General features: G+C 35.1%; 26 protein-coding genes. 24 read left to right on the top strand and 2 right to left on the bottom strand.

Features of this window, described 5'->3' with window-relative positions; translation table 11 throughout:
* The 20 genes from TEPIDINF_RS09990 (at position 1) to hpf (ending at position 16,413) form a co-directional block, all read left to right on the top strand.
* Positions 1–381 carry a DUF8042 domain-containing protein gene (locus TEPIDINF_RS09990; RefSeq protein ID WP_069801038.1) on the top strand — a complete coding sequence of 127 codons (381 nt, stop codon included), beginning with the start codon at positions 1–3 and terminating at the stop codon, positions 379–381.
* Between the two features lie 345 nt (positions 382–726).
* On the top strand, positions 727–1,737 hold the full coding sequence (locus TEPIDINF_RS09985; protein WP_421691899.1) for an NAD-dependent 4,6-dehydratase LegB: 1,011 nt from the start codon (positions 727–729) through the stop codon (positions 1,735–1,737).
* A complete protein-coding gene (locus TEPIDINF_RS09980) occupies positions 1,734–2,915 on the top strand; it encodes a LegC family aminotransferase (protein WP_421691898.1) in 1,182 nt (393 codons plus the stop codon). Before TEPIDINF_RS09985 ends, TEPIDINF_RS09980 begins: the two co-directional genes overlap by 4 nt.
* Complete coding sequence (gene neuC / locus TEPIDINF_RS09975) at positions 2,908–4,068, top strand: UDP-N-acetylglucosamine 2-epimerase (protein ID WP_421691897.1); 1,161 nt, start codon at positions 2,908–2,910, stop codon at positions 4,066–4,068. The genes TEPIDINF_RS09980 and neuC overlap by 8 nt, the downstream gene beginning before the upstream one ends.
* Positions 4,065–5,153 (top strand): N-acetylneuraminate synthase, encoded by a 1,089-nt coding sequence (gene neuB / locus TEPIDINF_RS09970; protein ID WP_421691896.1) that lies wholly within the window; start codon positions 4,065–4,067, stop codon positions 5,151–5,153. Before neuC ends, neuB begins: the two co-directional genes overlap by 4 nt.
* Positions 5,150–5,782 carry an acetyltransferase gene (locus TEPIDINF_RS09965; RefSeq protein WP_421691895.1) on the top strand — a complete coding sequence of 211 codons (633 nt, stop codon included), beginning with the start codon at positions 5,150–5,152 and terminating at the stop codon, positions 5,780–5,782. Before neuB ends, TEPIDINF_RS09965 begins: the two co-directional genes overlap by 4 nt.
* The gene (locus tag TEPIDINF_RS09960; RefSeq protein WP_421691894.1) at positions 5,779–6,825 is read left to right on the top strand and encodes a nucleotidyltransferase family protein; all 1,047 of its coding nucleotides are present in this window, start codon (positions 5,779–5,781) and stop codon (positions 6,823–6,825) included. Before TEPIDINF_RS09965 ends, TEPIDINF_RS09960 begins: the two co-directional genes overlap by 4 nt.
* The gene (locus tag TEPIDINF_RS09955; protein WP_069801031.1) at positions 6,825–7,529 is read left to right on the top strand and encodes an acylneuraminate cytidylyltransferase family protein; all 705 of its coding nucleotides are present in this window, start codon (positions 6,825–6,827) and stop codon (positions 7,527–7,529) included. The genes TEPIDINF_RS09960 and TEPIDINF_RS09955 overlap by 1 nt, the downstream gene beginning before the upstream one ends.
* A gap of 230 nt (positions 7,530–7,759) precedes the next feature.
* Entirely contained in the window at positions 7,760–8,116 is a 357-nt protein-coding gene (flaG, locus tag TEPIDINF_RS09950) for a flagellar protein FlaG (protein ID WP_421691893.1), read from the top strand.
* 17 nt (positions 8,117–8,133) lie between these two features.
* The gene (locus TEPIDINF_RS09945; RefSeq protein WP_421691892.1) at positions 8,134–9,780 is read left to right on the top strand and encodes a flagellar hook-associated protein 2; all 1,647 of its coding nucleotides are present in this window, start codon (positions 8,134–8,136) and stop codon (positions 9,778–9,780) included.
* Positions 9,781–9,799: 19 nt separating this feature from the next.
* Positions 9,800–10,201 (top strand): flagellar export chaperone FliS, encoded by a 402-nt coding sequence (gene fliS, locus TEPIDINF_RS09940; protein WP_421691891.1) that lies wholly within the window; start codon positions 9,800–9,802, stop codon positions 10,199–10,201.
* Positions 10,201–10,551 (top strand): flagellar protein FliT, encoded by a 351-nt coding sequence (fliT, locus tag TEPIDINF_RS09935; RefSeq protein WP_421691890.1) that lies wholly within the window; start codon positions 10,201–10,203, stop codon positions 10,549–10,551. Before fliS ends, fliT begins: the two co-directional genes overlap by 1 nt.
* Before the next feature lie 11 nt (positions 10,552–10,562).
* On the top strand, positions 10,563–11,033 hold the full coding sequence (locus TEPIDINF_RS09930) for a DUF8042 domain-containing protein (RefSeq protein WP_421691889.1): 471 nt from the start codon (positions 10,563–10,565) through the stop codon (positions 11,031–11,033).
* Between the two features lie 78 nt (positions 11,034–11,111).
* Entirely contained in the window at positions 11,112–11,492 is a 381-nt protein-coding gene (locus TEPIDINF_RS09925) for a hypothetical protein (protein ID WP_421691888.1), read from the top strand.
* 420 nt (positions 11,493–11,912) lie between these two features.
* Positions 11,913–12,749: a basic amino acid ABC transporter substrate-binding protein gene (locus TEPIDINF_RS09920; RefSeq protein WP_421691887.1), complete on the top strand. Its 837-nt coding sequence runs from the start codon at positions 11,913–11,915 to the stop codon at positions 12,747–12,749.
* Between the two features lie 288 nt (positions 12,750–13,037).
* On the top strand, positions 13,038–13,832 hold the full coding sequence (locus TEPIDINF_RS09915; RefSeq protein WP_421691886.1) for a basic amino acid ABC transporter substrate-binding protein: 795 nt from the start codon (positions 13,038–13,040) through the stop codon (positions 13,830–13,832).
* A gap of 45 nt (positions 13,833–13,877) precedes the next feature.
* On the top strand, positions 13,878–14,540 hold the full coding sequence (locus tag TEPIDINF_RS09910; protein WP_068726217.1) for an amino acid ABC transporter permease: 663 nt from the start codon (positions 13,878–13,880) through the stop codon (positions 14,538–14,540).
* Positions 14,533–15,255, top strand: coding sequence for an amino acid ABC transporter ATP-binding protein (locus TEPIDINF_RS09905; RefSeq protein ID WP_068726215.1), 723 nt, complete (start codon positions 14,533–14,535; stop codon positions 15,253–15,255). Before TEPIDINF_RS09910 ends, TEPIDINF_RS09905 begins: the two co-directional genes overlap by 8 nt.
* A gap of 166 nt (positions 15,256–15,421) precedes the next feature.
* Positions 15,422–15,619: a cold shock domain-containing protein gene (locus tag TEPIDINF_RS09900; protein WP_068726213.1), complete on the top strand. Its 198-nt coding sequence runs from the start codon at positions 15,422–15,424 to the stop codon at positions 15,617–15,619.
* Between the two features lie 245 nt (positions 15,620–15,864).
* Positions 15,865–16,413 (top strand): ribosome hibernation-promoting factor, HPF/YfiA family, encoded by a 549-nt coding sequence (hpf, locus tag TEPIDINF_RS09895; protein ID WP_068726209.1) that lies wholly within the window; start codon positions 15,865–15,867, stop codon positions 16,411–16,413.
* 208 nt (positions 16,414–16,621) lie between these two features.
* Here the strand turns inward: hpf and TEPIDINF_RS09890 are convergent, their stop codons facing one another.
* The gene (locus TEPIDINF_RS09890) at positions 16,622–16,957 is read right to left on the bottom strand and encodes a hypothetical protein (RefSeq protein WP_421691885.1); all 336 of its coding nucleotides are present in this window, start codon (positions 16,955–16,957) and stop codon (positions 16,622–16,624) included.
* Positions 16,958–17,359: 402 nt separating this feature from the next.
* On the opposite strand from TEPIDINF_RS09890, the gene secA reads away from it, so the two are divergent.
* From secA to TEPIDINF_RS09870, 4 genes are all read left to right on the top strand, one after another.
* On the top strand, positions 17,360–19,867 hold the full coding sequence (gene secA, locus TEPIDINF_RS09885; RefSeq protein WP_421691884.1) for a preprotein translocase subunit SecA: 2,508 nt from the start codon (positions 17,360–17,362) through the stop codon (positions 19,865–19,867).
* A 117-nt stretch (positions 19,868–19,984) separates the two neighbouring features.
* Positions 19,985–21,095, top strand: a protein-coding gene (gene prfB, locus TEPIDINF_RS09880) for a peptide chain release factor 2 (protein ID WP_153012042.1) whose coding sequence is annotated in 2 segments (ribosomal slippage) — positions 19,985–20,059 and positions 20,061–21,095 — 1,110 coding nt in all. Because the reading frame shifts where the segments join, the coding sequence is not laid out codon by codon here.
* 84 nt (positions 21,096–21,179) lie between these two features.
* The gene (locus tag TEPIDINF_RS09875; RefSeq protein ID WP_069801022.1) at positions 21,180–22,022 is read left to right on the top strand and encodes a transketolase; all 843 of its coding nucleotides are present in this window, start codon (positions 21,180–21,182) and stop codon (positions 22,020–22,022) included.
* Complete coding sequence (locus TEPIDINF_RS09870) at positions 22,015–22,947, top strand: transketolase family protein (RefSeq protein WP_421691883.1); 933 nt, start codon at positions 22,015–22,017, stop codon at positions 22,945–22,947. The genes TEPIDINF_RS09875 and TEPIDINF_RS09870 overlap by 8 nt, the downstream gene beginning before the upstream one ends.
* Before the next feature lie 61 nt (positions 22,948–23,008).
* Here the strand turns inward: TEPIDINF_RS09870 and TEPIDINF_RS09865 are convergent, their stop codons facing one another.
* On the bottom strand, positions 23,009–23,725 hold the full coding sequence (locus TEPIDINF_RS09865) for an urease accessory protein UreH domain-containing protein (RefSeq protein WP_421691882.1): 717 nt from the start codon (positions 23,723–23,725) through the stop codon (positions 23,009–23,011).
* Positions 23,726–24,007: the final 282 nt, after the last annotated feature.

The raw sequence follows: 24,007 nt of genomic DNA, 5'->3' as shown, positions 1-24,007 counted from the left end.
ATGAAACAACAAATCATAGATTTAATAGAATCAATGGACGACTATTTGCCAAAGCTTATAAAAGCATCTGATCTAATAACTGAGCAGTTTCAAATGGCAAATAATGAAAAAGCTCTAAATACCTTAAAAGATTATATAGATGGGGTTCATTGGTTATTTGATGGCTTATATCTTATAAAGTCTGCAAATGATAATTATATGAGTGAGATACAACTTTCAACACTATCGGATGCCCTTAGGGAATTAGAACTCGCAATAAAAAATGGTGATCATGTCTTATTATCAGATATATTACAGTATGAATTAAAAGAAATTTTTACAGGATATCTTAAACATATAAAAAATTTTCATAACCAGTTGTTAAATAATCATCTTCAATGAAAGCTTAAGCTAGAGATATTATAAAGAGGTAGCACTATGCTACCTCTTACTTTACATCCAGCACAATTTCCCCTATGTTGACTTTCTTAGTCAATAGTATAATTTTCTAAGTCTAGAAGAACTTCTTTTGAATTTCTTACTTTCTTTACGCTATTTTTTTTAGTCAGTACATATCTCTTAAAATCTTTCCTATATTGGGGTTTAACATAATTTTGGTATCAGCATTTTCAAGAATATCAAAAGGAGATTTTATATAAGTTTTACGTATTTTACTAAATAAAAAACTTAAAAATAACATAAAAAAAACCGATAATTAAAATAAAAAGAGTTATGGAGGATATTCTAGTGAATCTTAAAGGAAAAAAAATATTGGTTACTGGTGCAGATGGATTTATTGGTTCTCATCTAGTTGAGGAATTGGTTAGAAGAGAAAATAATGTGAAAGCGTTTGTACTATATAACTCCTTTAATTCATGGGGATGGTTAGACCAATCTCCAATCGAAATTAGAAACAGTATTGAGGTTTTTTCGGGAGATATAAGGGATCCCTATGGTGTAAAACAAGCAATGAAAGATTGTGATATTGTCTTTCATTTAGCCGCTCTTATTGCTATACCTTATTCTTATCATTCACCTGATACCTATGTGGATACCAATATAAAAGGAACTTTAAATATTTTACAAGCAGCTCGTGAACTTGGTATTGAAAAAGTAGTTCACACCTCAACAAGTGAGGTATATGGCACAGCAAAATATGTTCCAATTGATGAAGAACATCCTTTACAGGGACAATCTCCTTATTCTGCATCAAAAATAGGTGCTGATCAAATCGCTATTTCTTTTTATAAATCTTTTAATATGCCTGTATCGATAATACGCCCTTTTAATACTTATGGTCCTAGACAATCGGCACGTGCTGTTATTCCAACGATAATTACCCAAATTGCTAAAGGAGAAAGAAAAATTAAATTAGGTGCCTTACATCCTACACGCGATTTCAATTATGTAAAAGATACTGTACAAGGTTTTATTTCGGTAGCGAAATCAGATGAATCAATTGGTGAGGTTATTAATATAGGTAGTAGCTTTGAAATATCGATTGGTGATACTGCCCACCTAATTGCTGAATTAATGGGAAAAGAAATAGAGATTGAAACAGATAATATTCGTATAAGACCTGAAAAAAGTGAAGTTGAACGTTTATGGGCGAATAATAGGAAGGCTAAAGAATTATTAGGCTGGGAACCACATTATGGTGGGGTTAAAGGATTTAAAAAAGGTTTAAAAGAAACAATCAATTGGTTTACAAATCTTGAAAATCTAAATCGCTACAAAGCGGGGATTTATAACATATGAAAAAAAATTTTGATCTAAATACCATCATAAATACTTTAAAAAGTGTATTGCCCAAAGATAAAGATTTTATCGCGTTACATGAACCGTTTTTTGGTGGAAACGAATGGAATTATGTCAAGGAATGTATAGATTCTGGATGGGTTTCCTCTGTGGGTCAATATGTTGATCGTTTTGAACATGCTTTAGCAGAATTAACAGGAGTAAAATACGTGGTTGCAACGGTTAATGGAACGGCAGCTTTACATATTTCCCTGAAACTCGTTGGTGTAAAGTCTAATGATGAAGTGTTAATCCCTGATATGACTTTTGTAGCAACTGCAAATGCTGTTAAATACTTAGGAGCTATTCCACATTTTGTAGATATATCAGAAAAAACTCTAGGTTTAGATCCACATAAATTAGAAGGTTATCTTAAAGAGATTGTAAATGTTCGGCGTGATGGTTGTTTTAATAAACTCAGTGGAAGAAGGATTAAAGCTGTTGTTCCAATGCATGCTTTTGGACATCCTGTAGATTTAGACCCTTTAGTTGAAGTGTGCAAAAGATATAAACTAGAATTAGTAGAAGACGCAGCGGAGTCCTTAGGAGCCTATTATAAAGGGCGGCATACAGGAAACTGGGGGAAAATTTCCGCATTAAGTTTTAATGGTAATAAAGTAGTTACCACCGGAGGTGGTGGAGCAATATTAACAAATGATGAAATCATTGCTAAACAAGCAAAACATATTACAACAACCGCAAAGCTACCTCATAAATGGAAATTTGACCATGATCAAGTTGGGTATAATTATCGACTCCCTAATATAAATGCCGCATTAGGATGTGCCCAATTAGAACAACTGCCTACTTTTTTAGAGAAAAAAAGATCCTTGGCTAATCAATATAAAAAGGCTTTTACACAGGTTGATGGGATAACCTTTTTTACTGAGCCAGAATTTGCTAAAAGTAACTATTGGCTAAATGTATTACTTCTTGACAGGGAAAAAAGTTATTATCGAGATTCGTTATTAGAAATGACGAATAGTAACGGAATTATGACCCGTCCAGCATGGACTTTGATGCATAAATTACCTATGTTTCAAAAATACCCTACAATGGATGTATCTGTAGCAGAAGATATTGAAAAACGTTTGATTAATATTCCTAGTAGTCCTAATTTAGGAGGAAGCAATGGTTAAAAGAAAGATATGTGTGGTAACAGGCAGTCGGGCAGAGTACGGTTTACTTTATTGGTTAATGAAAGAAATTCAGCAAGATGAAGAAATGAAACTTCAGATTATTGTTACTGGTATGCATTTATCTCCTGAATTTGGTTTAACTTATAAAATAATTGAAGAAGATGGTTTTAATGTAGATGAGAAGGTAGAAATGCTATTATCAAGTGATACATCTGTAGGGATTGCGAAATCAATTGGTCTAGGTATTATAGGTTTTGCAGACGCACTAGAACGCTTAAAACCTGATCTTATGGTATTGTTAGGCGATAGATATGAAATTTTAGCTGCTGCCCAAGCTGCTATGGTTGCAAAGATTCCAATTGCACACATTGCTGGCGGTGATACGACGGAGGGGGCGTATGATGAAGCAATTCGCCATAGTATTACAAAAATGTCTCATTTGCATTTTGTTACAAATGAGGAAGCAGCTAAGAGAGTTAGGCAACTCGGGGAAAATCCAAAACATATCTATAATGTGGGAAGCCCAGGGTTGGATCATATTAATCGTCTAAAATTACTAAGTCGATCAGAAGTAGAACGATCACTTGATTTTAAACTAAAGGATAAAAATCTCTTAATTACTTTCCATCCAGTAACTTTGGACGATCAACCTGCATTCCGCCAATTTCACGAACTATTGGATGCTCTAGATTCTATAGGGGCAGATGTAGGCCTTATCTTTACTAAGCCCAATGCTGATTCAGATGGTCGTCTTTTAATTAAAATGATTGATGATTTTGTTTTATCACATCCTAATGCAAAAGCTTATACCTCATTAGGTCAACTTAAATATTTGAGTACGATTTTATATGTTGATGCTGTTGTAGGAAATTCTTCAAGTGGACTTTATGAAGTACCCTCTTTTAAAAAGCCTACAGTTAATATTGGAGATCGGCAAAAAGGTAGATTATTGGCTTCTTCAGTTATAAATACTCCACCAATTAAAGAAGAGATTCTAAAAGCTATACATTTAGCTTTTCAATTAGACTGTTCTAATGTAACAAATCCTTATGGGGATGGAAATAGTTCAAAACGTATTGTTAAACATTTAAAAGAAATAAGTGATTATAAGCTATTACTTAAAAAACATTTTTTTGAGGTGAATGTAAAATGATACAAAATCACCCTCGTACTTTTGTCATTGCTGAAGCCGGTGTTAATCATAATGGTTCATTAGAACTAGCTAAAAAATTAATTGATTCAGCGGTAGAAGCTGGTGCAGATGCTATAAAATTTCAAACCTTTAAAGCAAATAAAATATCAGTAAAAAATGCGCCGAAAGCAGATTACCAAAAAAGAACAACAAACAATAATGAATCCCAATTCGATATGTTAAAGAAGTTAGAGTTGGATGAATTCTCTCATAAGGTTCTAATGGATTACGCTAATAAAAAAGGGATTGAATTTTTATCAACTCCCTTTGATTTAGAAAGTGCAGATTTTTTAATTAACCAATTAAAATTATCAAGAATTAAAATTTCTTCTGGTGATATTACAAATGCACCTTTATTATTAAAAATTGCTAAAACAGGGACACCTGTGATTCTATCAACAGGAATGAGTACGCTTAGTGAAATTGAAGCAGCTCTTAGTGTATTAGCCTATGGCTATACAAACTTAAATGAAGAACCTTCATTAGAGGTTTTTCAAAAAGCCTATGCTAGAATTAAAGGCCAACAGGTTTTGCAAGAAAAAGTCACTTTACTTCACTGTACCTCTGAATACCCTGCACCGTTTGATGAAGTAAATCTTAAAGCAATGGATACAATAAAACATGCCTTTCAATTACCTGTAGGAATATCTGACCATACTACCGGAATTGCTATACCAATAGCAGCCGTGGCGCGTGGAGCAAGAATAATAGAAAAACATTTTACCTCAAATAAAAACCTACCTGGGCCAGATCATAAGGCATCGTTAGAACCTGATGAATTGAAAGAAATGATAAGATCAATTAGACAAGTAGAAATGGCTTTAGGATCACCAATAAAAAGTCCTACCTTATCAGAATTTAAAAACAAGTTAATTGTTAGGAAAAGTTTGGTAACAGCGACTAAAATCAAAAAAGGAGAACATTTTACTGAAAAAAATCTAACTGTAAAAAGATCAGGTAATGGAATTTCTCCTATGCATTATTGGGATTGGCTAAATAAAACTTCAGATAAAGATTATGAAGCTGATGAGATGGTGAGGTCATGAATTATCCTATTATAGTAATTGGTGGCGGTGGGCATGCAAAAGTATTAATTGAAATATTAAAGCTTCAATCAGCTGATATCTTAGGGATTACATTACCAAATTGTAATCAAAATACATTATTTGGATTTAAAGTGATTGGGAATGATAAGGAAATATTGAAATACAATCATAAAGAAATAAGACTTATAAATGGAATTGGTTCCATTGGTGACACAAAAAAACGTCAAGAAATCTATGAATATTTTAAATCAAAAAGATATGTTTTTGCTAATGTCATACATCCTTCTGCAATCCTAGCTACTGATATTGAACTTTCAGAAGGGATACAAATTATGGCAGGGGCAATTATTCAACCTGGAACAAGCATTGGGGAGAATACGATTGTAAATACAAAAGTTTCAATTGATCATGATTGTAAAATAGGGTCACATGTGCATTTGGCACCGGGAGTAACATTATCTGGAGGAATTAAAGTCGAAGATGGAGTACATGTAGGAACAGGTGCCACAGTTATTCAAGGAATTACTTTAGGTAAAAACTGTTTAATAGGAGCTGGGGCAGTAGTTATTAGGAATGTACCGAAAGATGTTACCGTTGTAGGGGTACCTGCTAGGGAGGTATTGAAATGAGAGATTGGAGAAGCATTTTGATTGGTCCGTATACTTCAATTTTAAATGCGATTGAAATCCTAGACAAAGGGGCACTGCAAATTGCATTAGTAGTAGATAATCACCAGAGATTATTGGGTACTGTTACGGATGGTGATATCCGTAGGGGAATTCTAAAAGGTATCTCTTTTGATTCAAGAGTTATTGAAATTATGAATCGACAACCAATTACGGCGAAAGTAAGTGATGACGATAAGTATATTCTATCAATTTTAAAAAAAAATAGAATTCATCATATTCCTATTATTGATGAAAATGGGATGCTAAGAAGTGTAAAGTTTTTAGATAATCTTGTCGGAGTCAAATCTTATGATAATTGGGTCGTTATAATGGCAGGAGGACTAGGAACTCGTTTGAAACCATTAACTGAGAATACACCTAAACCGTTACTTAAAGTAGGAAGTAAACCTATTTTAGAAACAATAATAGAAAATTTTATTGATCAAGGGTTTCATCGGTTTTATTTATCCGTTAATTATAAAGCAGAAATGATAAAAGAATATTTTGGTAATGGCTCTAAATGGGGAATTGAAATACGATATTTATACGAAGATAAAAGACTAGGAACGGCAGGAGCATTAAGTCTTATTAATGATATACCTAATCAACCAATCATTGTTATGAATGGAGATATATTGACTAAAATTAATTTCCAACAATTGATAGACTTTCATATAAATATGAAAGGTCAAGCCACTATGTGTGTTAGAGAGTTTAGTTATCAAATTCCATATGGTGTAGTAAAAATTAATAATCATCGTTTACTTACTATAGAAGAAAAACCTATTAACAACTATTTTGTAAGTGCTGGAATTTATGTTTTAAATCCAGAAGTTTTGCCTATGATACCTGAGAATCAATTCTATGATATGCCAAGTTTATTTGAAAATATCATTAATAGAGGATTAGAATCTCTAGTATTCCCAATTAGAGAATATTGGTTAGATATTGGTAGATTAGATGATTTCAAGAGAGCGAATAAGGAATATAATGAGGTGTTTTAATGTTAAATGGAAAGAGAATATTAGGAATAATCCCTGCTCGTGGTGGTTCAAAAGGAGTTCCTCGGAAAAATATTAGAGAAGTAGCAGGGAAACCCCTTATTGCATGGACTATTGAAGAAGCAAGGAAATCGAAATATATTGATCGGTTAATTCTTTCCTCTGACGATAAAGAGATTATTCAAGTAGCGAACGAATATGATTGTGAGGTTCCTTTTGTACGCCCAAAAAAATTAGCAAGAGATGATACTCCTGGAATTGATCCAGTACTTCATGCTATAGAGACGTTACATGGGTTTGATTATATTGTCCTGTTGCAACCAACCTCCCCTTTACGTAGAGTAGATGATATTGATGGGTGCATAGAAAAGTGTTTACGAAATCTATATGATTATTGTGTTACAGTAAATGAGGCTGATAAAAGTCCTTACTGGATGTACGCAATTGAGAATGATAAAATGGTTGCAGTTCTTAGTCAAGATAAGATAATAAATAGAAGACAAGAATCTCCTAAAGTTTATGTATTGAATGGTGCTATATATATAGCAAAAACTGAAAAATTAGTAGAATCAAAAACTTTCTTAACAAATGAAACTGTTCCATATATTATGCCTAAGGAACGCTCTTTAGATATTGACACAGAATTTGATCTTAAAATTGTTGAAATTCTATTAAATAATCCTTTAAAAAATGTATCTGAATTTTGATTTAATTTATCAGAATTAGTCATAAAAAGAGGTAGCACTACGCTATCTCTACTTCATATTCACCGTAATTTCCCCATGCTGTTTTTTAAAATCAATAGTATATTTTCCTGATACCTTTCCTATATTGGAATCCGCCATAATTCTAACATAATAAAAAAAATGTAAAATAATCGATAAAACCTTCCGATATAAATAGTAAGAATTGTGATGAATAGAAGGATGTGATGGTTTTGAGTATTGATCGGATTTCATCGTTACGGTCTACCCTTCCAATGCAAAGCAAAACTCAAGAGAGGCCAATTTTAGAACAGGTTGAAAATTCTGTTGAAGAGAATGTTAAAGTATCAAATCAACAAGAGGTCAATAAAGAACAAATCGAAAAGACGATTAAGGGGATTAATCAATTTTTAGAACCAGCTCATACATCCCTTAAGTTTCAGTTACATGATAAGTTAAACGAATATTATGTGGAGATCGTCGATACAACGACCAATGAAGTGATTAAACAGATTCCACCGAAAAAATTCTTAGATATGTATGCTTCGATGATGGAATATATGGGATTAATTGTCGATCGTAAAATTTAAAGGTAGGGGTGAATAAAATGGTAATGAGAATTAGTGGTCTTGCTTCTGGAATCGATATTGATAGTATTATTAAGGATTTGATGAAGGCGGAACGAATGCCTTTAAATAAACTGACACTAAAGAAGCAAATCCTAGAATGGCAACGTGATGATTACCGAGAGATGAATAAACTTTTAACAGAGCTAGACCAATTTATCAGTGTGACACAAACGGATGGAATTGGCAGACAAAGTACTTTTTTAAAAAAGGTGATTTCTAGTTCCAATGAGAGTGCTGTAACCGCTAAAAATATAAATGGTACTACAGACATCAATACACAGATTGGTGTTTCACAATTAGCAAAAGCTGCTTCTATGTGGAGTGCTGGGGATATAAGAAGTAATCAAAACTTTAATCCAGATGACTTATTAGTAAATCAAAAGGATAATCTGGTCAATGGGGCTAATCTACCAACAACATCATTTAATATTCATATCCAGGCGATTCAGTCCGACGGTTCGGTCGCAGAAAAATCAATCACTGTTGATCCGAATACGATGAGTTTGAACCAAGTGATGAGTGAAATCAATAAAAAATTAGATGTGAATGCCTTTTATGATTCAAAAAGTGGGAAAGTGGTTCTTTCGGCTAAAAATACAGGTGATGCAGCAAACCAACCTGAAATAAAAATAATGGATACCGATACCAATGGCTATAACTTTATGACAAGCGTACTCGGTTTATCGGCAGATAGTGACACAGCAGCTAGTAATTCTATAGGTCAAACTGGGCAAAATGCCAAATTTACATTTAATGGTATGTCTATGGAAAGAACTTCTAATACTTTTCAAATCAATGGCTATGAATACACCTTAAAAAATACTACACTTGATTCATCTGGCATTGTTCAACCTGTAACTCTTACTTCCACAACAGATACCGATGCGATTTTTGATTCTGTGGTCAAATTTATTGATAAATATAACGAGATCATCGGCAAGATCAATGATAAGATTTCGCAGGAACGTTATCGAGATTATCTCCCTTTAACAGATGAACAAAAACAGGACATGTCGGAGAAGCAAATTGAGTTATGGGAAGAAAAGGCTAAAAGTGGTTTAATTCGCAATGATTCGATTCTTTCAAGTGGATTAAACCAAATGAGGTTAGATATTTATAGCCCAATAACTGGTCTGACTGGAACCTATTATGATGCAAAAAAAGGACAAAATGTAACGATCAATCAACTAGCTAGTATTGGTATTGAGACATCTAGTAGTTATACGGATAAAGGAAAGTTGATTCTGAAGGATGAGGCTAAATTAAGGGATGCGATTTCCCAAAATCCAATGGCCATTTATGATTTATTTAATAAAGAAGTAAAAGATGCGAATGGAAAATTAGTGTCTGACCAAAGTGGGATTGCAGAACGACTTCGCGACACCATAAAAAATACGATGTCAAATATTGAAGCAAAAGCTGGAAATACCTATTTAGCTAACAGCCAGTATACTATTGGCAAAGATTTAGACCGAGTCGATAAAAGCATTGATGCTTTTCAAGATCGTTTGCTTCAGATTGAAGATCGATATTACCGCCAATTTACAGCGATGGAACAAGCGATTCAACGGGCTAATCAACAATCGGCTTATCTCATGCAACAATTTGGTGGGGGATTACAATAGTTAACGAAGGAGTGATTGCATGTCAATCCAGAATCCATACCAAGCCTATCAACAAAATACAGTCAATAGCGCTTCGCCTGGGGAGCTTACCTTGATGTTATATAATGGCTGTTTGAAGTTTATCAAGCATGCCAAACAAGCGATTGTTGATCATAAGATTGAGGAGAAGAACACGAACTTAATCAAAGCGCAAAACATTATCCGTGAATTGATGATTTCTCTAAACATGGATTATGAAGTGGCCAAAAATATGATGCAAATGTATGACTATATACTAAACCGTTTAATTGAAGCCAACTTAAAAAATGATATCGAAATACTAAATGAAGTAGAAGGTTATGTGGTAGAATTTCGCGATACTTGGAAAGAAGTGATTCAAATCAACCGTAGAATCCAATATGGCCAAGGTGGACAAATCTAGTGAGTCTGATAAAACAATTATATGAGCTAGCAAATCAATTCTATCAATATTTACTCATCCAGCCGCAAAAAGAGCAAAGGGACGCCTATATTGAACAAATCAATCAATTTCTAGATCGGCGCGAAGAACTCATTTCCAAGTTGCCAAAAGTGTTGCACGATGAAGAAAAAATACTAGGGGGGAAAATTATTCAACTTAATCATTCGATTGATGAGCTATTAAAAAAACGATATGATGAGATTGAGGCAGATCTTAAACAGATACGCCATCAAAAAATGGTTCAAAAAAAATATGCACAAACGGTCGTATCTGTCTCGTTTGATGGGATGTTTTTTGATAAACGCAAATAATGGGGGATTAAATGATGGGACACATCCACGACCACGAAGATGAGCATAATCATCATCATGAACACAATGATGACGATCACTATTATGATGATACTGTTTTACAAGATAATCAGGTGATCTTTTTAAACCATTATATTGAAATGTTGCAAATCTGTGATGAAGGTATTGAATACCTTTCGATTCGCATCAAGAAAGAAAGTCATTTGGATGTGACCATCTTTAGCAATTGTATTGATGCCTTTAAGTCGATTCAAGAAGCCAATTTTTTGTCTTGGAACATTATGAAGAAAATTGATCGGGAGGTTCATGATTCGATCCGTTCCTTTGATGATTTTCTCCCTATTTTTGAACAGGTTTTAACCTACCAAGAGGAAGGAAACTATCAACTACTAGCAGATACACTAAAAGAACAGCTATTTCCTCACTATCTGGATTGGTCAAAAAAGGTTCAAGAGGCATTTAAACCTTATTTACAACATTAGAGTCTTAGTAAAACGAACCATTATAAAGCCCCTATCTGTCCAAAATATGATATAATAAGAAGGAAAATGGGGAAAAGGATGATGGCGATGAGTGAAGAACTAAAGGGGATTTATGATTTAATTAATCAAATGGATCAGCGGATAAATCGAAGACTAGATCATCAAGATCATATGATTCAACAATTGATAGGGATTGTAGGTGCTACTAATTCTCATTTAGAAGAAATGGAACAAGAAATGAATGAAATGAAACAAGATATGAATGAAATGAAACAAGAAATGAATGAAATGAAACAAGATATCGCTGTGATGAAACAAGATATCAAAGAGATTAAGCAAAACCAAGATGAAATGTCTAAAATGTTGTCTACTCAAAATGTAGATATTGAATTCGCCCATACCAAGATACTACAAAACGAACGGGATATTGCTCAGATTAAAAAAGTAATCTTAGGCTAATTGAAAGGTAAAAAACAATGATAGAAATTAGCTAACAGTATTGCAGAGATTGGTTAAATTCAACCGATCTTTTTTTATTCTATTTATTAAAGATAAAAAAGTATAACTTTCTTCCACTTGTCATTTAAGGGTTTGTATATTAAAATTTCTTAATATTTCCTTAAAAGAACGCCTATTCTTGTGCACAATGTGAACAAAAACCTGTGGATAATGTGCATAACTCTGTGAATAAGTATGGATAAAGGGATAAAGCTTGTGGATAGGTTTGTAGATAATGAAGAGGGTCTGTGAATAAGATCAATTTTATCGTATAAAATTGATTTGCAAAAAAGTGATTGATATTTATTCGCATATATGTATAATAATACATATACAAAATACAAACAAATTGTTTTTGAACATTAAGAGGGGGTTTTTTAATTGAAAAGTAAAGGGATAAAAATGGCATTATTATCTATCATCTTACTATTCGGAGTTATTGGGTTGATAGGTTGTGGTACAAGTACAACCAGTCAACCAACAGAAAAGACAGATCAAGGTCAAGCTGCAGATCAAAATGCAGAACAAAAAACCGCTGAAGACAAAACCTATGTAGTGGTTACCAATGCCGAGTTTCCTCCATTTGAAATGACATTACCATCTGGGGAAATCGTCGGCTTTGATATTGATTTGATGAATGCCATTGCTGAAGCATCAGGGATTAAGATCAAAATTCAACATACTGGCTGGGAAGCGATGTTAAAGGCAGTTGAAAACGGCAACGCAGATATTGGTGCATCAGGAATCACCATTCGTGATGACCGTAAAGAAATGTATGATTTTACAGATCCATATTTTGAAGCCACACAGTTAATTTTATTACCTGAGGGCTCAAATATTTCTTCTGCCAAAGACCTTGAAGGAAAAAATGTAGGCTTCCAAAGTGGAACGACTGGGGAAACAGCTGCACAAAATATCTTTGGTAAGGATTATAAAGGATTAAAAGGCTATGCCGATTTACCGACAGCTGTGAACGATTTGTTTACAGGACGTATTGCTGCCGTTATAGGGGATAATGCTGTGGTAGCAGAGTTCGTAAAGCAGAATCCTGATAAAAAACTACAATTAGTGAAAGATGAGGCTTTTGAAAAAGAATACTATGGTTTCATCGTGAAAAAAGGAAATCAGGAATTGTTGTCTAAATTACAGGATGGGTTAAAGAAAATTAAAGAGAATGGAACATACCAAGAAATCTATAACAAATATTTTGCTGAGTAAATATAGGTCGTTTAGCTAGGTTTTGTACGAGTTCATGATAGGGTAAAAAATAGGCTTGTCATTTTACGTGTTGTAAAATAGCAAGCCTGTTTTTTTTTACTAAAGAAAGTACTTTCTCTCCTAATGTTTTATTCCTAGAAAAACACGGACAACGGAGCGCGTTGGAATATACAAACTTTTCTATTGATTTTTTATTCTAATGTATGTATAATCATTCGGGTGGATAAAAATAAAAAGTTATTCATAAATTATCATTGTAACCAAATATGCTAACAAGGGGGAACTACAGTGAAAAGAAATTTTAAAATAGGAATATTATCACTTATTTTGATCATAGGCAGTATTGGCTTGATCGGTTGTGGTGCAAGCCAAGAAAATAAAACAGAAAATCAGGCGAAAGAGGGTACAAAAACCTATACAGTGGTAACAGATGCAACCTTTCCGCCATTTGAATCTACGTTACCATCTGGAGAAGTTGTCGGATTTGACATGGATTTAGTGAATGCTATTGCTGAAGTACAAGGATTTAAAGTGAATATTCAACACGTAGGATGGGATCCAATGATGAATTCGATCTCTACAGGGAAAGCAGATATTGGCGCAGCCGGAATTACGATTGATGACGAGCGCAAGCAAAGTTACGATTTTACAGAGCCCTATTTTGAAGCAACACAATATATCTTAGTTCCAGAAGATTCAACCGTAACTTCTGTTGATGATCTTAAAGAACAAAATATTGGTTTTCAAAGTGGAACAACAGGTGAAAAAGCCGTTCAAAAGGTATTTGGTAAAGATTATGCAGGTGCAAAGGGATATGTAGACTTACCCACTGCAGTTAATGATATGTTAACTGGACGGATTGTTGCAGTAGTTGGTGATAATGCAGTATTAGGAGAATTTTTAAAACAATTCCCTGACAAAAACCTTAAAGTAGTGAAAGATGACCGATTTGAAAAAGAATTTTATGGTTTGATGGTGAAAAAGGGAAATCAAGAATTGTTAGATCAATTAAATGCAGGACTAAAGAAAATTAAAGAGAATGGCAAATATCAAGAGATCTACAATAAATATTTTGCTGAATAATAGCTAACGATATGAATTATCGTTCAGTGCGTGAAAAGAGGGTTTATGATGAATGAATGGAGTGCAGTATTTGAGTATCGATATTGGTTTTTCCGTGGCGTAGGGTACACCATTCTTCTAACATCAGTGGGGGTTTCCTTTGGGACGATCATTGGCCTTTTTATTGGCTTGGGACAACTATCTCAAAATCGCTTTTATAAGTTATTTAGCCGTATTTATGTGGATTTATTTAGAGGTACCCCATTATATGTACAAATCTTAATTGTCCATTTTGCGGTGTTACCGGCCTTTTTTGGGGACCAATCACCCTCTGCGATTTTTTCCGGCTTTGTCGCCTTATCCTTAAATTCCGGTGCTTATGTAGCAGAGATTTTCCGAGCAGGTATTTTATCGATTGATAAAGGGCAAATGGAGGCAGCTCGTTCTTTAGGAATGAGTCATAGACAAGCCATGAGGTATATTATTTTACCTCAGGCCTTCAAAAGAATGTTACCTCCTCTAGGAAATGAATTTATCGCTTTGTTAAAGGATTCTTCTTTATTAGCAGTTATTGCAACACCTGAATTAACCTATGCCGGCCAAATGACCGCTAAAAATACATTTACAACATTTGCGCCATACTTAACGATTGCTGCGATTTATTTAATCTTAACATTGATTTTGTCACGTGGGGTTAGAGGGTTAGAAAGGAAGTTTTCCAATGATTAAGGTTGAAGGGTTATATAAAAAATATGATCAACTTGAAGTGTTAAAAGGAATTGATGTTCATATTCAGCCTAAGGAAGTTGTCTGCGTGATTGGTCCAAGCGGTTCAGGAAAAAGTACCTTTTTACGTTGCTTAAACCGTTTAGAAGAGTTTCAAGCAGGAAAAGTGGTTATTAATGGTGATGACTTATCTGATCCTAAGGTTAATCTAAATATGGTTAGAACCCACGTAGGTATGGTGTTCCAGCATTTTAATTTATTCCCTCATATGACAGTTCTGGATAATTTAACCATTGCTCCGATTAAGGTATTAAATATGCCTAAAGAAAAGGCCGAAGAGATAGCGAAAAAGTATTTAGGAAAAGTTGGGCTTTTGGAAAAAGCGGATACTTATCCAGACCAATTATCTGGTGGTCAGAAACAACGGGTGGCCATTGCTAGAGCTTTAACTATGGAACCAACGGTCATGCTTTTTGATGAACCAACCTCTGCTTTAGACCCAGAAATGGTTGGCGAAGTGTTAGAAGTAATGAAGCAGTTAGCGAAGGAAGGAATGACAATGGTTGTGGTGACCCATGAAATGGGTTTTGCTCGCGAGGTCTCCAATCGAGTCATTTTTATGGATGGAGGAAAAATTGTCGAGCAAGGTTCACCAGAGGATATTTTTTCCAATCCGCAAAATCCAAGAACACAGTCTTTCTTAAGCAAGGTTCTATAAAGTGAGAGATCATAAGAGGTAAATTAAGTATAAATAAGTAATCTTTTTGAAAAAATAGAAATGGGGAAAGATCTCAAAATCCATTTGACTGTATGGAACTTACAGTGTTATATTCAAATGGAGAGAAATTTCTCGGATTTTATTGATGAAAGGATTGTGTCAGTAGATGCAAGGAAAAGTTAAATGGTTTAATGCAGAAAAAGGTTTTGGATTCATTGAAAGAGAAGATGGTGGCGATGTATTTGTTCATTTTTCAGCCATTCAAGGCGAAGGCTTCAAAACCTTAGAAGAAGGTCAAGCTGTTGAATTTGACATTGTTGAGGGAGATCGTGGACCTCAAGCTGCAAATGTTATCAAGTTATAATCCCTTTTAGGTTACATATACATTGATAACGTAAACCTCTCTATACCTATAGAGGGGTTTTATTTAGTATGCAGAAAGTGTAACTTTCTTCCTCCCTTACTCTTTATTCAGAGAAAGGCATGGATGAAGGAGCGCATTTTAATATTACAAACCGTAACATATTTTTCTATACTTTTTTTAAAAATCAAAGAAGGATTTTTGCTGAAAACAGGGAATAAATATAACTATGAAAGGAGGAGTTTACCATGAAATTTAACGTTCGTGGAGAGAACATTGTAGTGACCGAAGCATTAAGAGAATATGTAGAGAAGAAAGTAGGTCGCATTGAGAAGTATTTTGATACTCCGCCTACCTCAGATGTAAACGTAACCATGAAGGTAGTAAAAGATCTGCACACGGTCGAGGTTTCCGTATTACTCCCTGGGGTCGTTTTAAGAGGGGAAGAGTCTGGTGAAGACATGTACGCAGCTATTGATTTAGTTGTAGAAAAGCTTGAAAGACAAATCAGAAAACACAAAACAAAGATCAACCGAAAATTTAGACAAGAAGGTAGCCTAAAGACCTTATTTAAAGAAGAGCCAAATGGAAAAGTTTCCGAAGAAGAGGAAGATGATTTTAAGGTTGTTAAAACCAAACGATTTAACCTTAAACCAATGGATATAGAAGAAGCCATTTTACAAATGAATATGTTAGGACATAATTTCTTCGTATTTTCTAATGCAGAAACAGATGAGATGAATGTTGTTTATAAACGTAAAGATGGAAAATATGCGTTAATTGAGCCAGAATTTTAAAAAATAAAGAGTGAGTAAAATAAAACCAGACCAAAGCGATTTAATGCTTTAGTCTGGTTTTTTCCACTTGTCATTTTGTCATTTAGGGGTTTATATATTCCATAAGCTGCGACTTTCAGAAGTGCCCTTCTCTCCTTAATCTTTATTCATAGAAGGGTACGGATGACGGAGCGCGATGGAATATATAAACCTTTTATTTGAGGGCTTTTTAAGAAAGAGCCAATACTTTTTTAATTAATTTTACATCCGTTTCTAATTGGTCAACCCTTTTTTCGACTTTTGCATAAAGAAAGCCGATTTGGTTAATTTGTTCCGTATTATCTGCAACTTGTTTAGATATAGTATCTAGTTTCTGATAAACGACTTGGAATTGTTGACTGATATTGTCTTCCATAGATGTCATTCTGTCTTCTATAGATGTGATTCTGTCTTCCATAGATGTCATTCTGTCTTCCATAGTTGTGATTTTATTTTCTATAGATGTTATTTTGTTATCCATTTGTGTAAGCTTATCCATGATTTGCATTAAAATTTCCTGTTCCAACGGTTATGCCTCCTTTCAATTCATTTTTAAAATAGGTTTTATGTCGTACAGTAGTTGCTAAAAATATTATATAACAAGAACACGTGTTTGTATATCTTTTTCTAAAAAATAATGATCGAATTAATTATACCCTAATTGTTAGATTGATTCCATCAGGTTATCGTAAAATGATATATCTCTGTATAGCTAATGAAACTAATATGCATTTTTCTCGTTAATTTAAAATAGAGGATTTTTTAAAAGAATAAAGGTGTTTTTTGGCTAAATTCGGGCGATATGGAAAAAATAAATCTAGTATTTTTATAGGAGAATTTGACTTTTATACCGCAAAACATGATAAAATAAAATTTGATATTGTTGAAATAATGAACATATTTTTGTTCTCTGAGAGGAGATGTTCCCGTGCTTGGATTGGTAAAAAAGGTTTTTGGTGATACCAACGATAGGGAAATTAAACGTTTAAATAAAATAGTCAATCAAGTGAATCAGTTGGAGTCAACTATTAGTACACTTTCAGACAGCCAACTTCGAGATAAAACGGCGGAATTTAAACAACGTTTAGAAAAAGGCGAAACATTAGACGATTTATTACCAGAAGCATTTGCAGTTATGCGGGAGGCAGCAAAGCGCGTATTAGGAATGCGCCATTTTGATGTGCAAATCTTAGGTGGGATTGTTCTCCATGAAGGCCGAATTTCTGAAATGAAGACTGGGGAAGGAAAAACCTTGGTCGCCACCCTTCCAGCATATCTGAATGCCCTTGAAGGTAAAGGGGTACATGTGGTGACTGTTAACGAATATCTTGCAACTCGTGACCGTAATCAAATGGGGCAAGTGTTTGAATTCCTCGGATTAACTGTTGGGCTAAATATTCATGATCTATCTGCCCAAGAGAAGCAAGAAGCTTATGCAGCAGATATCACCTATGGAACCAACAATGAATTTGGCTTTGACTATTTACGTGACAATATGGTTTTGTATAAAGAACAAATGGTGCAAAGACCTTTAAATTATGCAATTATTGACGAGGTGGATAGCATCTTAATCGATGAAGCAAGAACACCTTTAATTATTTCTGGGCAAGCAGCAAAATCTACGGATCTTTATTATGCTGCTGCTCATTTTGTCAATCGCCTAAAAGAAATAGAAGATTATACAATGGACATTAAATCCAATTCTGTTGCTCTTACAGATGAAGGGGTAGAAAAAGCAGAAAAATCTTTTGGAATTGATAACTTATATGATACAAATCATATCACATTAAATCACCATATTACTCAGGCATTAAAAGCAAAAGTGTTGATGAAACGTGACCGAGATTATGTGGTGCAAGATGGAGAAGTGATTATCGTTGATGAATTTACTGGCCGTTTGATGCATGGCCGCCGTTATAGTGATGGACTTCATCAAGCGATCGAAGCAAAAGAAGGACTTCAAGTTCAAAACGAAAGCATGACACTTGCTACGATCACCTTACAAAATTACTTCAGAATGTATCAAAAACTAGCGGGAATGACGGGTACAGCTAAAACAGAAGAAGAAGAATTTAAAAAGATCTATGGTTTAGACGTTGTGGTGATTCCAACGAATATGCCAATGATCCGTGAAGATATGCCTGATGTGATTTATAAAACAGAGAGGGCAAAATACCAAGCTGTTGTAAATGAAATTGTTAATCGCTATCAAAAGCGACAACCTGTGTTAGTAGGTACTACTTCGATTGAAAAGTCTGAGCTTTTATCTGAAATGTTAAAGCGTAAAGGCATTCCTCATAATGTGTTGAATGCAAAATTCCATGCCCAAGAAGCAGAGATTGTAGCAAAAGCAGGCCAACCTGGAACTATTACAATCGCAACAAACATGGCTGGCCGTGGTACAGATATTGTTTTAGGAGACGGAGTTTCCAAGCTTGGAGGTCTCCATATTATTGGTACTGAACGTCATGAAAGTAGACGAATCGATAACCAGCTTCGTGGTCGTTCAGGGCGTCAGGGAGATCCAGGCTCTACTCAATTCTATCTTTCACTTGAAGATGAACTTATGAAAAGATTTGGTTCAGAGCATATCATGGGTATGATGGATAAGTTGGGAATGGAAGAAGACCAACCAATTGAAAGCCGAATGGTTACAAGGGCAATTGAATCGGCCCAAAAACGAGTAGAAGGACAAAACTTCGATATCCGTCGTACTGTCTTACAGTATGATGATGTGATGAACCAACAACGTGAAGTGATGTACCGTCAACGTCGCGAAGTGCTTGAAAGCGATAATCTACGTGACGTGGTTATTGGTATGATCATGAACTATGTAGAACGTTTGGTACACCTTCATTGCCCTGAAGAGCTTGTCCAAGAAGAATGGGATCTAAAAGCGATTATTGAACAATCAAACCGGACTTTCTTAAAAGAAGGAACGATTACGGAAAAAGATATTTGGGGGAAAGAACCTGAAGAGATCATTGAGCTTTTCCGTCAAAGGATAGAACAACAATATCAAGAACGTGAAGAACAACTTGGAGAAAATATGAGAGAGTTTGAAAAGGTTGTTCTATTACGTGCAGTAGATAGTAAATGGATGGATCACATCGATGCGATGGATCAATTGCGTCAAGGTATTCATTTACGTGCTTATGGACAAACTGATCCATTGCGTGAATACCAAATGGAAGGCTTTGAAATGTTCCAGGGAATGATTCAAGCAATTGAGGAAGAAGTGGCCACTTATATCATGAAGGCACAAATCCAGAATAACTTACAAAGAGAAGCTGTCGCAGTGGGTCAAGCGGTAGATACAAAAGGTGAACAAACGAAGAAAAAACCAGCAAAAGCGGCTGAAAAAATAGGAAGAAATGACCTTTGCCCATGTGGAAGTGGTAAGAAATATAAACACTGTCATGGCGCAACAGCATAATTTGATCGTGGCCAAGTAGAATTTCTACTTGGTTCTTTTACATCTCCATTATTTGTTGGAGGAATGGGCAAACTATGTTAGAATGGAAAGGTGAATTTTACCTAAGAGGTGAAGTAGATGCTGACAGAAAGCGAAATAAAACATGAATTAGAAAAGATGGCTAAGCGTTTAGCAGAAATCAGGGGGTCTCTTTGACATTGATCAAAAAAAGAGCCGAATAGAAGAATTAGAAGAAGTGATGGCTAAGCCGGATTTTTGGGATGATAATGATGCGGCTCAAAAAGTGATTAGTGAAGTCAACGGATTGAAAGAATTAACTGAGCAAATGACAGACCTTGAGCAACAATTTGAAGATATTCAAGTGATGCTTGAATTAACTTTAGAGGAAAATGATGAAGCAATGCTTGCTGAGCTTGAAAAAAGTATGAAATCTCTTAGCAAGCGTTTTTCTGAGTTTGAATTACAATTATTGCTTAACGATCCATATGATAAAAACAATGCCATCTTAGAGATTCATCCTGGTGCAGGTGGTACAGAGTCTCAAGATTGGGCTTCAATGCTACTGAGAATGTATACTCGTTGGGCTGAGGATCATGGGTATAAAGTAGAAGTCCTAGATTATTTAGCAGGTGAAGAAGCAGGGGTTAAAAGTGTAACTCTTATAATTAAAGGCCACAATGCCTATGGTTACTTAAAAGCAGAGAAAGGAGTTCATCGTTTGGTACGTATTTCTCCTTTTGATGCTTCAGGACGACGACATACTTCATTCAGTTCTGTTGATGTTTTACCTGAAATTGAAGATGAAATCGATATAGAAATTCGCACAGAGGATCTGAAAATAGATACTTACCGTTCCAGTGGCGCTGGAGGACAGCATGTCAATACGACCGATTCAGCGGTAAGGATTACACACCTACCTACTAATATTATTGTAACTTGCCAATCAGAGCGCTCCCAAATTAAAAACAGGGAAAAAGCGATGAAACTATTAAAAGCAAGATTATATGAAAAGCAAATCGAAGAACAAGAAAAACAATTGGCAGAATTACGTGGAGAACAAAAGGAAATTGGTTGGGGAAGTCAAATCCGTTCTTATGTCTTCCATCCTTATTCGATGGTCAAAGATCATCGTACCAATACGGAAACGGGAAATGTGAACGCGGTGATGGATGGAGAAATTGATGCATTTATTGATGCCTATTTACGTAGTAGAATCTCTAGAACGTAAAAGGTATTAATATAAGAATTAGAGAATGTTTAAAATAAACCACAAAATATATCTATAAAAAACATAAAAATTGGAGGGATAAAAATGGCTTTAGATGAACAAACTTTGGCTTCATTAAAGAAAACAGCCAATACCATTCGTCAAGAAATTGTTAAAATGGTTGCTGAAGCAAGTTCTGGACATCCTGGTGGTTCTTTATCTGCCACAGATATCGTAACCTATTTATACTTTCATGAGATGAACATTGATCCTAAGAACCCTAAAGATCCAGACCGTGACCGTTTTGTATTAAGTAAAGGACATGCTAGTCCAGTTCTTTATGCTGCATTAGCAGAAAAAGGATTTTTTCCAAAGGATGAATTAAAGACATTCCGAAAAATCAACTCTCGCCTTCAAGGACACCCAAGTCGTAAATCGCTTCCTGGAGTAGAACAAAGTACGGGTTCCCTTGGTCAAGGATTGTCTTCTGCCAATGGGATGGCATTAGCTGGAAAGTTGGATCAAAAGGATTATCGTGTCTACGCAATGCTTGGAGATGGAGAGTTACAAGAAGGAATGATTTGGGAAGCAGCCATGGCAGCTGGACATTATAAATTAGATAATTTAACAGCCATCGTCGACTACAATCATTTACAGATTGATGGTAAAGTCGATGAAATTATAAACCCAGCCCCAATCGACGAAAAATTCCGTGCATTTGGCTGGCATGTAATCATAATTGATGGCCATGATTTGAATCAAATTGATTCGGCTGTTCAAGAAGCAAAACAAACCAAAGGGAAACCAACGATGATTATTGCTAATACGGTTAAAGGAAAAGGAGTTTCCTTTATGGAAAATCAAGTAGGTTGGCATGGAACAGCACCAAATGCTGAACAATTGGAGCAAGCATTAGCAGAATTGAATGGAGGGAAGCAAAATGACTAAGATTGCAACCCGTGATGCCTATGGAAAAGCATTAGTAGAAGTGGGAGAAAAAAATCCAAATGTGATTGTCTTAGATGCTGACTTGGCGAAATCCACCAAAACGATCGACTTCGCCAAAAAGTTCCCAGAACGATTCTTTGATATGGGAATAGCCGAGGCCAATATGATCGGTACTGCTGCAGGTTTAGCAACAACAGGGAAAATTCCTTTCGTTAGCACCTTTGCTCTATTTGGAACATTACGAGTGGGCGATATGATTCGAAATTCCATTTGCTATCCTAAGTTAAATGTAAAAATCGCGGTTACCCACTCTGGGCTTACTCTAGGAGAAGATGGTGCTTCACACCAAGCAGTCGAAGATATTGCGATGATGAGAGCGATTCCTAATATGACTGTCATTGTACCAGCAGATGCTGAAGAAACAAGGCAAGTGATTCATGCGGCTGTTGATTACGATGGCCCGATGTATATTCGCTTAGGTCGCCCAGCGGTTCCAGTTGTTTTTGATGAGAATTACAAATTTGAGATTGGTAAAGGAACTGTTGTTAAAGAGGGGACGGATGTTACGATCATTGCGATGGGTGTCATGCTAAGTCCTGCGATCGAGGCAGCAAAACAGCTTGATCAAGAAGGGATTTCTACCCGAGTGATCAACATGTCTTCCGTTAAACCAATTGATAAGGATATCATAATTCAAGCAGCAAAAGAAACAAAAGGAATCGTTACTGCCGAAGAACACAATATCTATGGTGGCCTAGGAAGTGCGGTAGCTGAAGTGGTTACTGAATACGCACCAACTGATGTAAAACGCGTCGGTGTAGAAGATACCTTTGGAGAATCTGGTAAACCAGATGAGTTATTAGTAAAATACGGACTAACTGCTGAACATATCATCAAAAAAGCAAAAGAAATCGTGAATCAATAGGACTGTATAGAAATTGCAAAAGACTGCTTACCTCCAAAATGAGTAAGCAGTCTTACTTTCTTTATTGCACCCACATGCTAAACAAACCCTCAGTAATCCCCAAATTGTACATATAATAGAATCCAAATATCATACTTAATGCCCCGGCAAAAATCGTTAAGGATTGATTCATCTGAATATGTTTTGCGCTTAAAACAAAAGGAATACCGATTAGGGTAGTAAAGGATAACATACTAATCGTTGTTCCCACCCCAAAAACGAGAATATAAATGGCTCCTTCTATGGGATTATGTACGGTAGACATTGTCAAAATAATCATAGCTGCACTGCCTGCTAGTCCATGAATAAAACCAATCATTAAAGATTTTAAATAGGAAAGCTTCTTTTCGTCTTTTGGATGGACATGAGAATCGTGACGATCATGAAAATGTATATGAGCGATCCCATTATGTTCATGATGATGAACATGAATCTTATTTTTCTTGAAGGTAAGAATCGTTGAGACTCCAAGAACGACAAGCATAATCCCAACTAAAAATTCTAAGGACATGGCCCATGTTACAGGGATTTCCCCTTTTATCCAAATAAAAGAGATGCCAACAATGAAAATCGTTGCCGTATGGCCAATTCCCCAGAAAACGCCTGCTAATGAAGATCGCCAAAGACTTTTACTTTGACTGGCAATCGTTGAGACAGCGATGATATGGTCAGGCTCAATGGCGTGTTTCATTCCAAGGACAAATCCGATCATTAACACTTCTAAAAAGCCCACTTCCACTTAAATCCCTCATTTCGTATAGTGAAGAAATATATCATTTTAAATTATTATAAAGATTAATTGAAAAAATTGAAAGCGAATTCAAAAAAATCTATTATTTTTAGAGAATTTAATATAAAATGTTTGGTGTAGGAATATACATATACTATCGAATCATTTTTTAACTTCCCTCCGAAAGAAGTCTCCCACTTCTAAACGTGAAGGTGTGCCAGCACCAGTGAAAGTGGGAGATGAATTTCGGTTAGTCGTAGCCTAAAGTTGTCTTTTTTTGCTATGATATAA

Origin of the sequence: Tepidibacillus infernus (assembly GCF_048898065.1) — a bacterium.
GTDB lineage: Bacteria > Bacillota > Bacilli > Tepidibacillales > Tepidibacillaceae > Tepidibacillus_B > Tepidibacillus_B infernus.
This window is presented reverse-complemented; position numbering and strand designations above follow the sequence as displayed.

Excerpts from the sequence above, each read along its gene's own strand:
- TEPIDINF_RS09910 (WP_068726217.1), top strand. The coding sequence starts at position 13,878 with ATGATGAATGAATGGAGTGCAGTATTTGAGTATCGATATTGGTTTTTC.
- neuC (WP_421691897.1), top strand. The coding sequence starts at position 2,908 with ATGGTTAAAAGAAAGATATGTGTGGTAACAGGCAGTCGGGCAGAGTAC.
- hpf (WP_068726209.1), top strand. The coding sequence starts at position 15,865 with ATGAAATTTAACGTTCGTGGAGAGAACATTGTAGTGACCGAAGCATTA.
- TEPIDINF_RS09955 (WP_069801031.1), top strand. The coding sequence starts at position 6,825 with ATGTTAAATGGAAAGAGAATATTAGGAATAATCCCTGCTCGTGGTGGT.
- TEPIDINF_RS09965 (WP_421691895.1), top strand. The coding sequence starts at position 5,150 with ATGAATTATCCTATTATAGTAATTGGTGGCGGTGGGCATGCAAAAGTA.
- TEPIDINF_RS09960 (WP_421691894.1), top strand. The coding sequence starts at position 5,779 with ATGAGAGATTGGAGAAGCATTTTGATTGGTCCGTATACTTCAATTTTA.
- TEPIDINF_RS09990 (WP_069801038.1), top strand. The coding sequence starts at position 1 with ATGAAACAACAAATCATAGATTTAATAGAATCAATGGACGACTATTTG.
- neuB (WP_421691896.1), top strand. The coding sequence starts at position 4,065 with ATGATACAAAATCACCCTCGTACTTTTGTCATTGCTGAAGCCGGTGTT.
- TEPIDINF_RS09870 (WP_421691883.1), top strand. The coding sequence starts at position 22,015 with ATGACTAAGATTGCAACCCGTGATGCCTATGGAAAAGCATTAGTAGAA.
- TEPIDINF_RS09980 (WP_421691898.1), top strand. The coding sequence starts at position 1,734 with ATGAAAAAAAATTTTGATCTAAATACCATCATAAATACTTTAAAAAGT.
- fliS (WP_421691891.1), top strand. The coding sequence starts at position 9,800 with ATGTCAATCCAGAATCCATACCAAGCCTATCAACAAAATACAGTCAAT.
- TEPIDINF_RS09930 (WP_421691889.1), top strand. The coding sequence starts at position 10,563 with ATGATGGGACACATCCACGACCACGAAGATGAGCATAATCATCATCAT.
- TEPIDINF_RS09875 (WP_069801022.1), top strand. The coding sequence starts at position 21,180 with ATGGCTTTAGATGAACAAACTTTGGCTTCATTAAAGAAAACAGCCAAT.
- TEPIDINF_RS09905 (WP_068726215.1), top strand. The coding sequence starts at position 14,533 with ATGATTAAGGTTGAAGGGTTATATAAAAAATATGATCAACTTGAAGTG.
- TEPIDINF_RS09900 (WP_068726213.1), top strand. The coding sequence starts at position 15,422 with ATGCAAGGAAAAGTTAAATGGTTTAATGCAGAAAAAGGTTTTGGATTC.
- TEPIDINF_RS09925 (WP_421691888.1), top strand. The coding sequence starts at position 11,112 with ATGATGGCGATGAGTGAAGAACTAAAGGGGATTTATGATTTAATTAAT.
- TEPIDINF_RS09945 (WP_421691892.1), top strand. The coding sequence starts at position 8,134 with ATGGTAATGAGAATTAGTGGTCTTGCTTCTGGAATCGATATTGATAGT.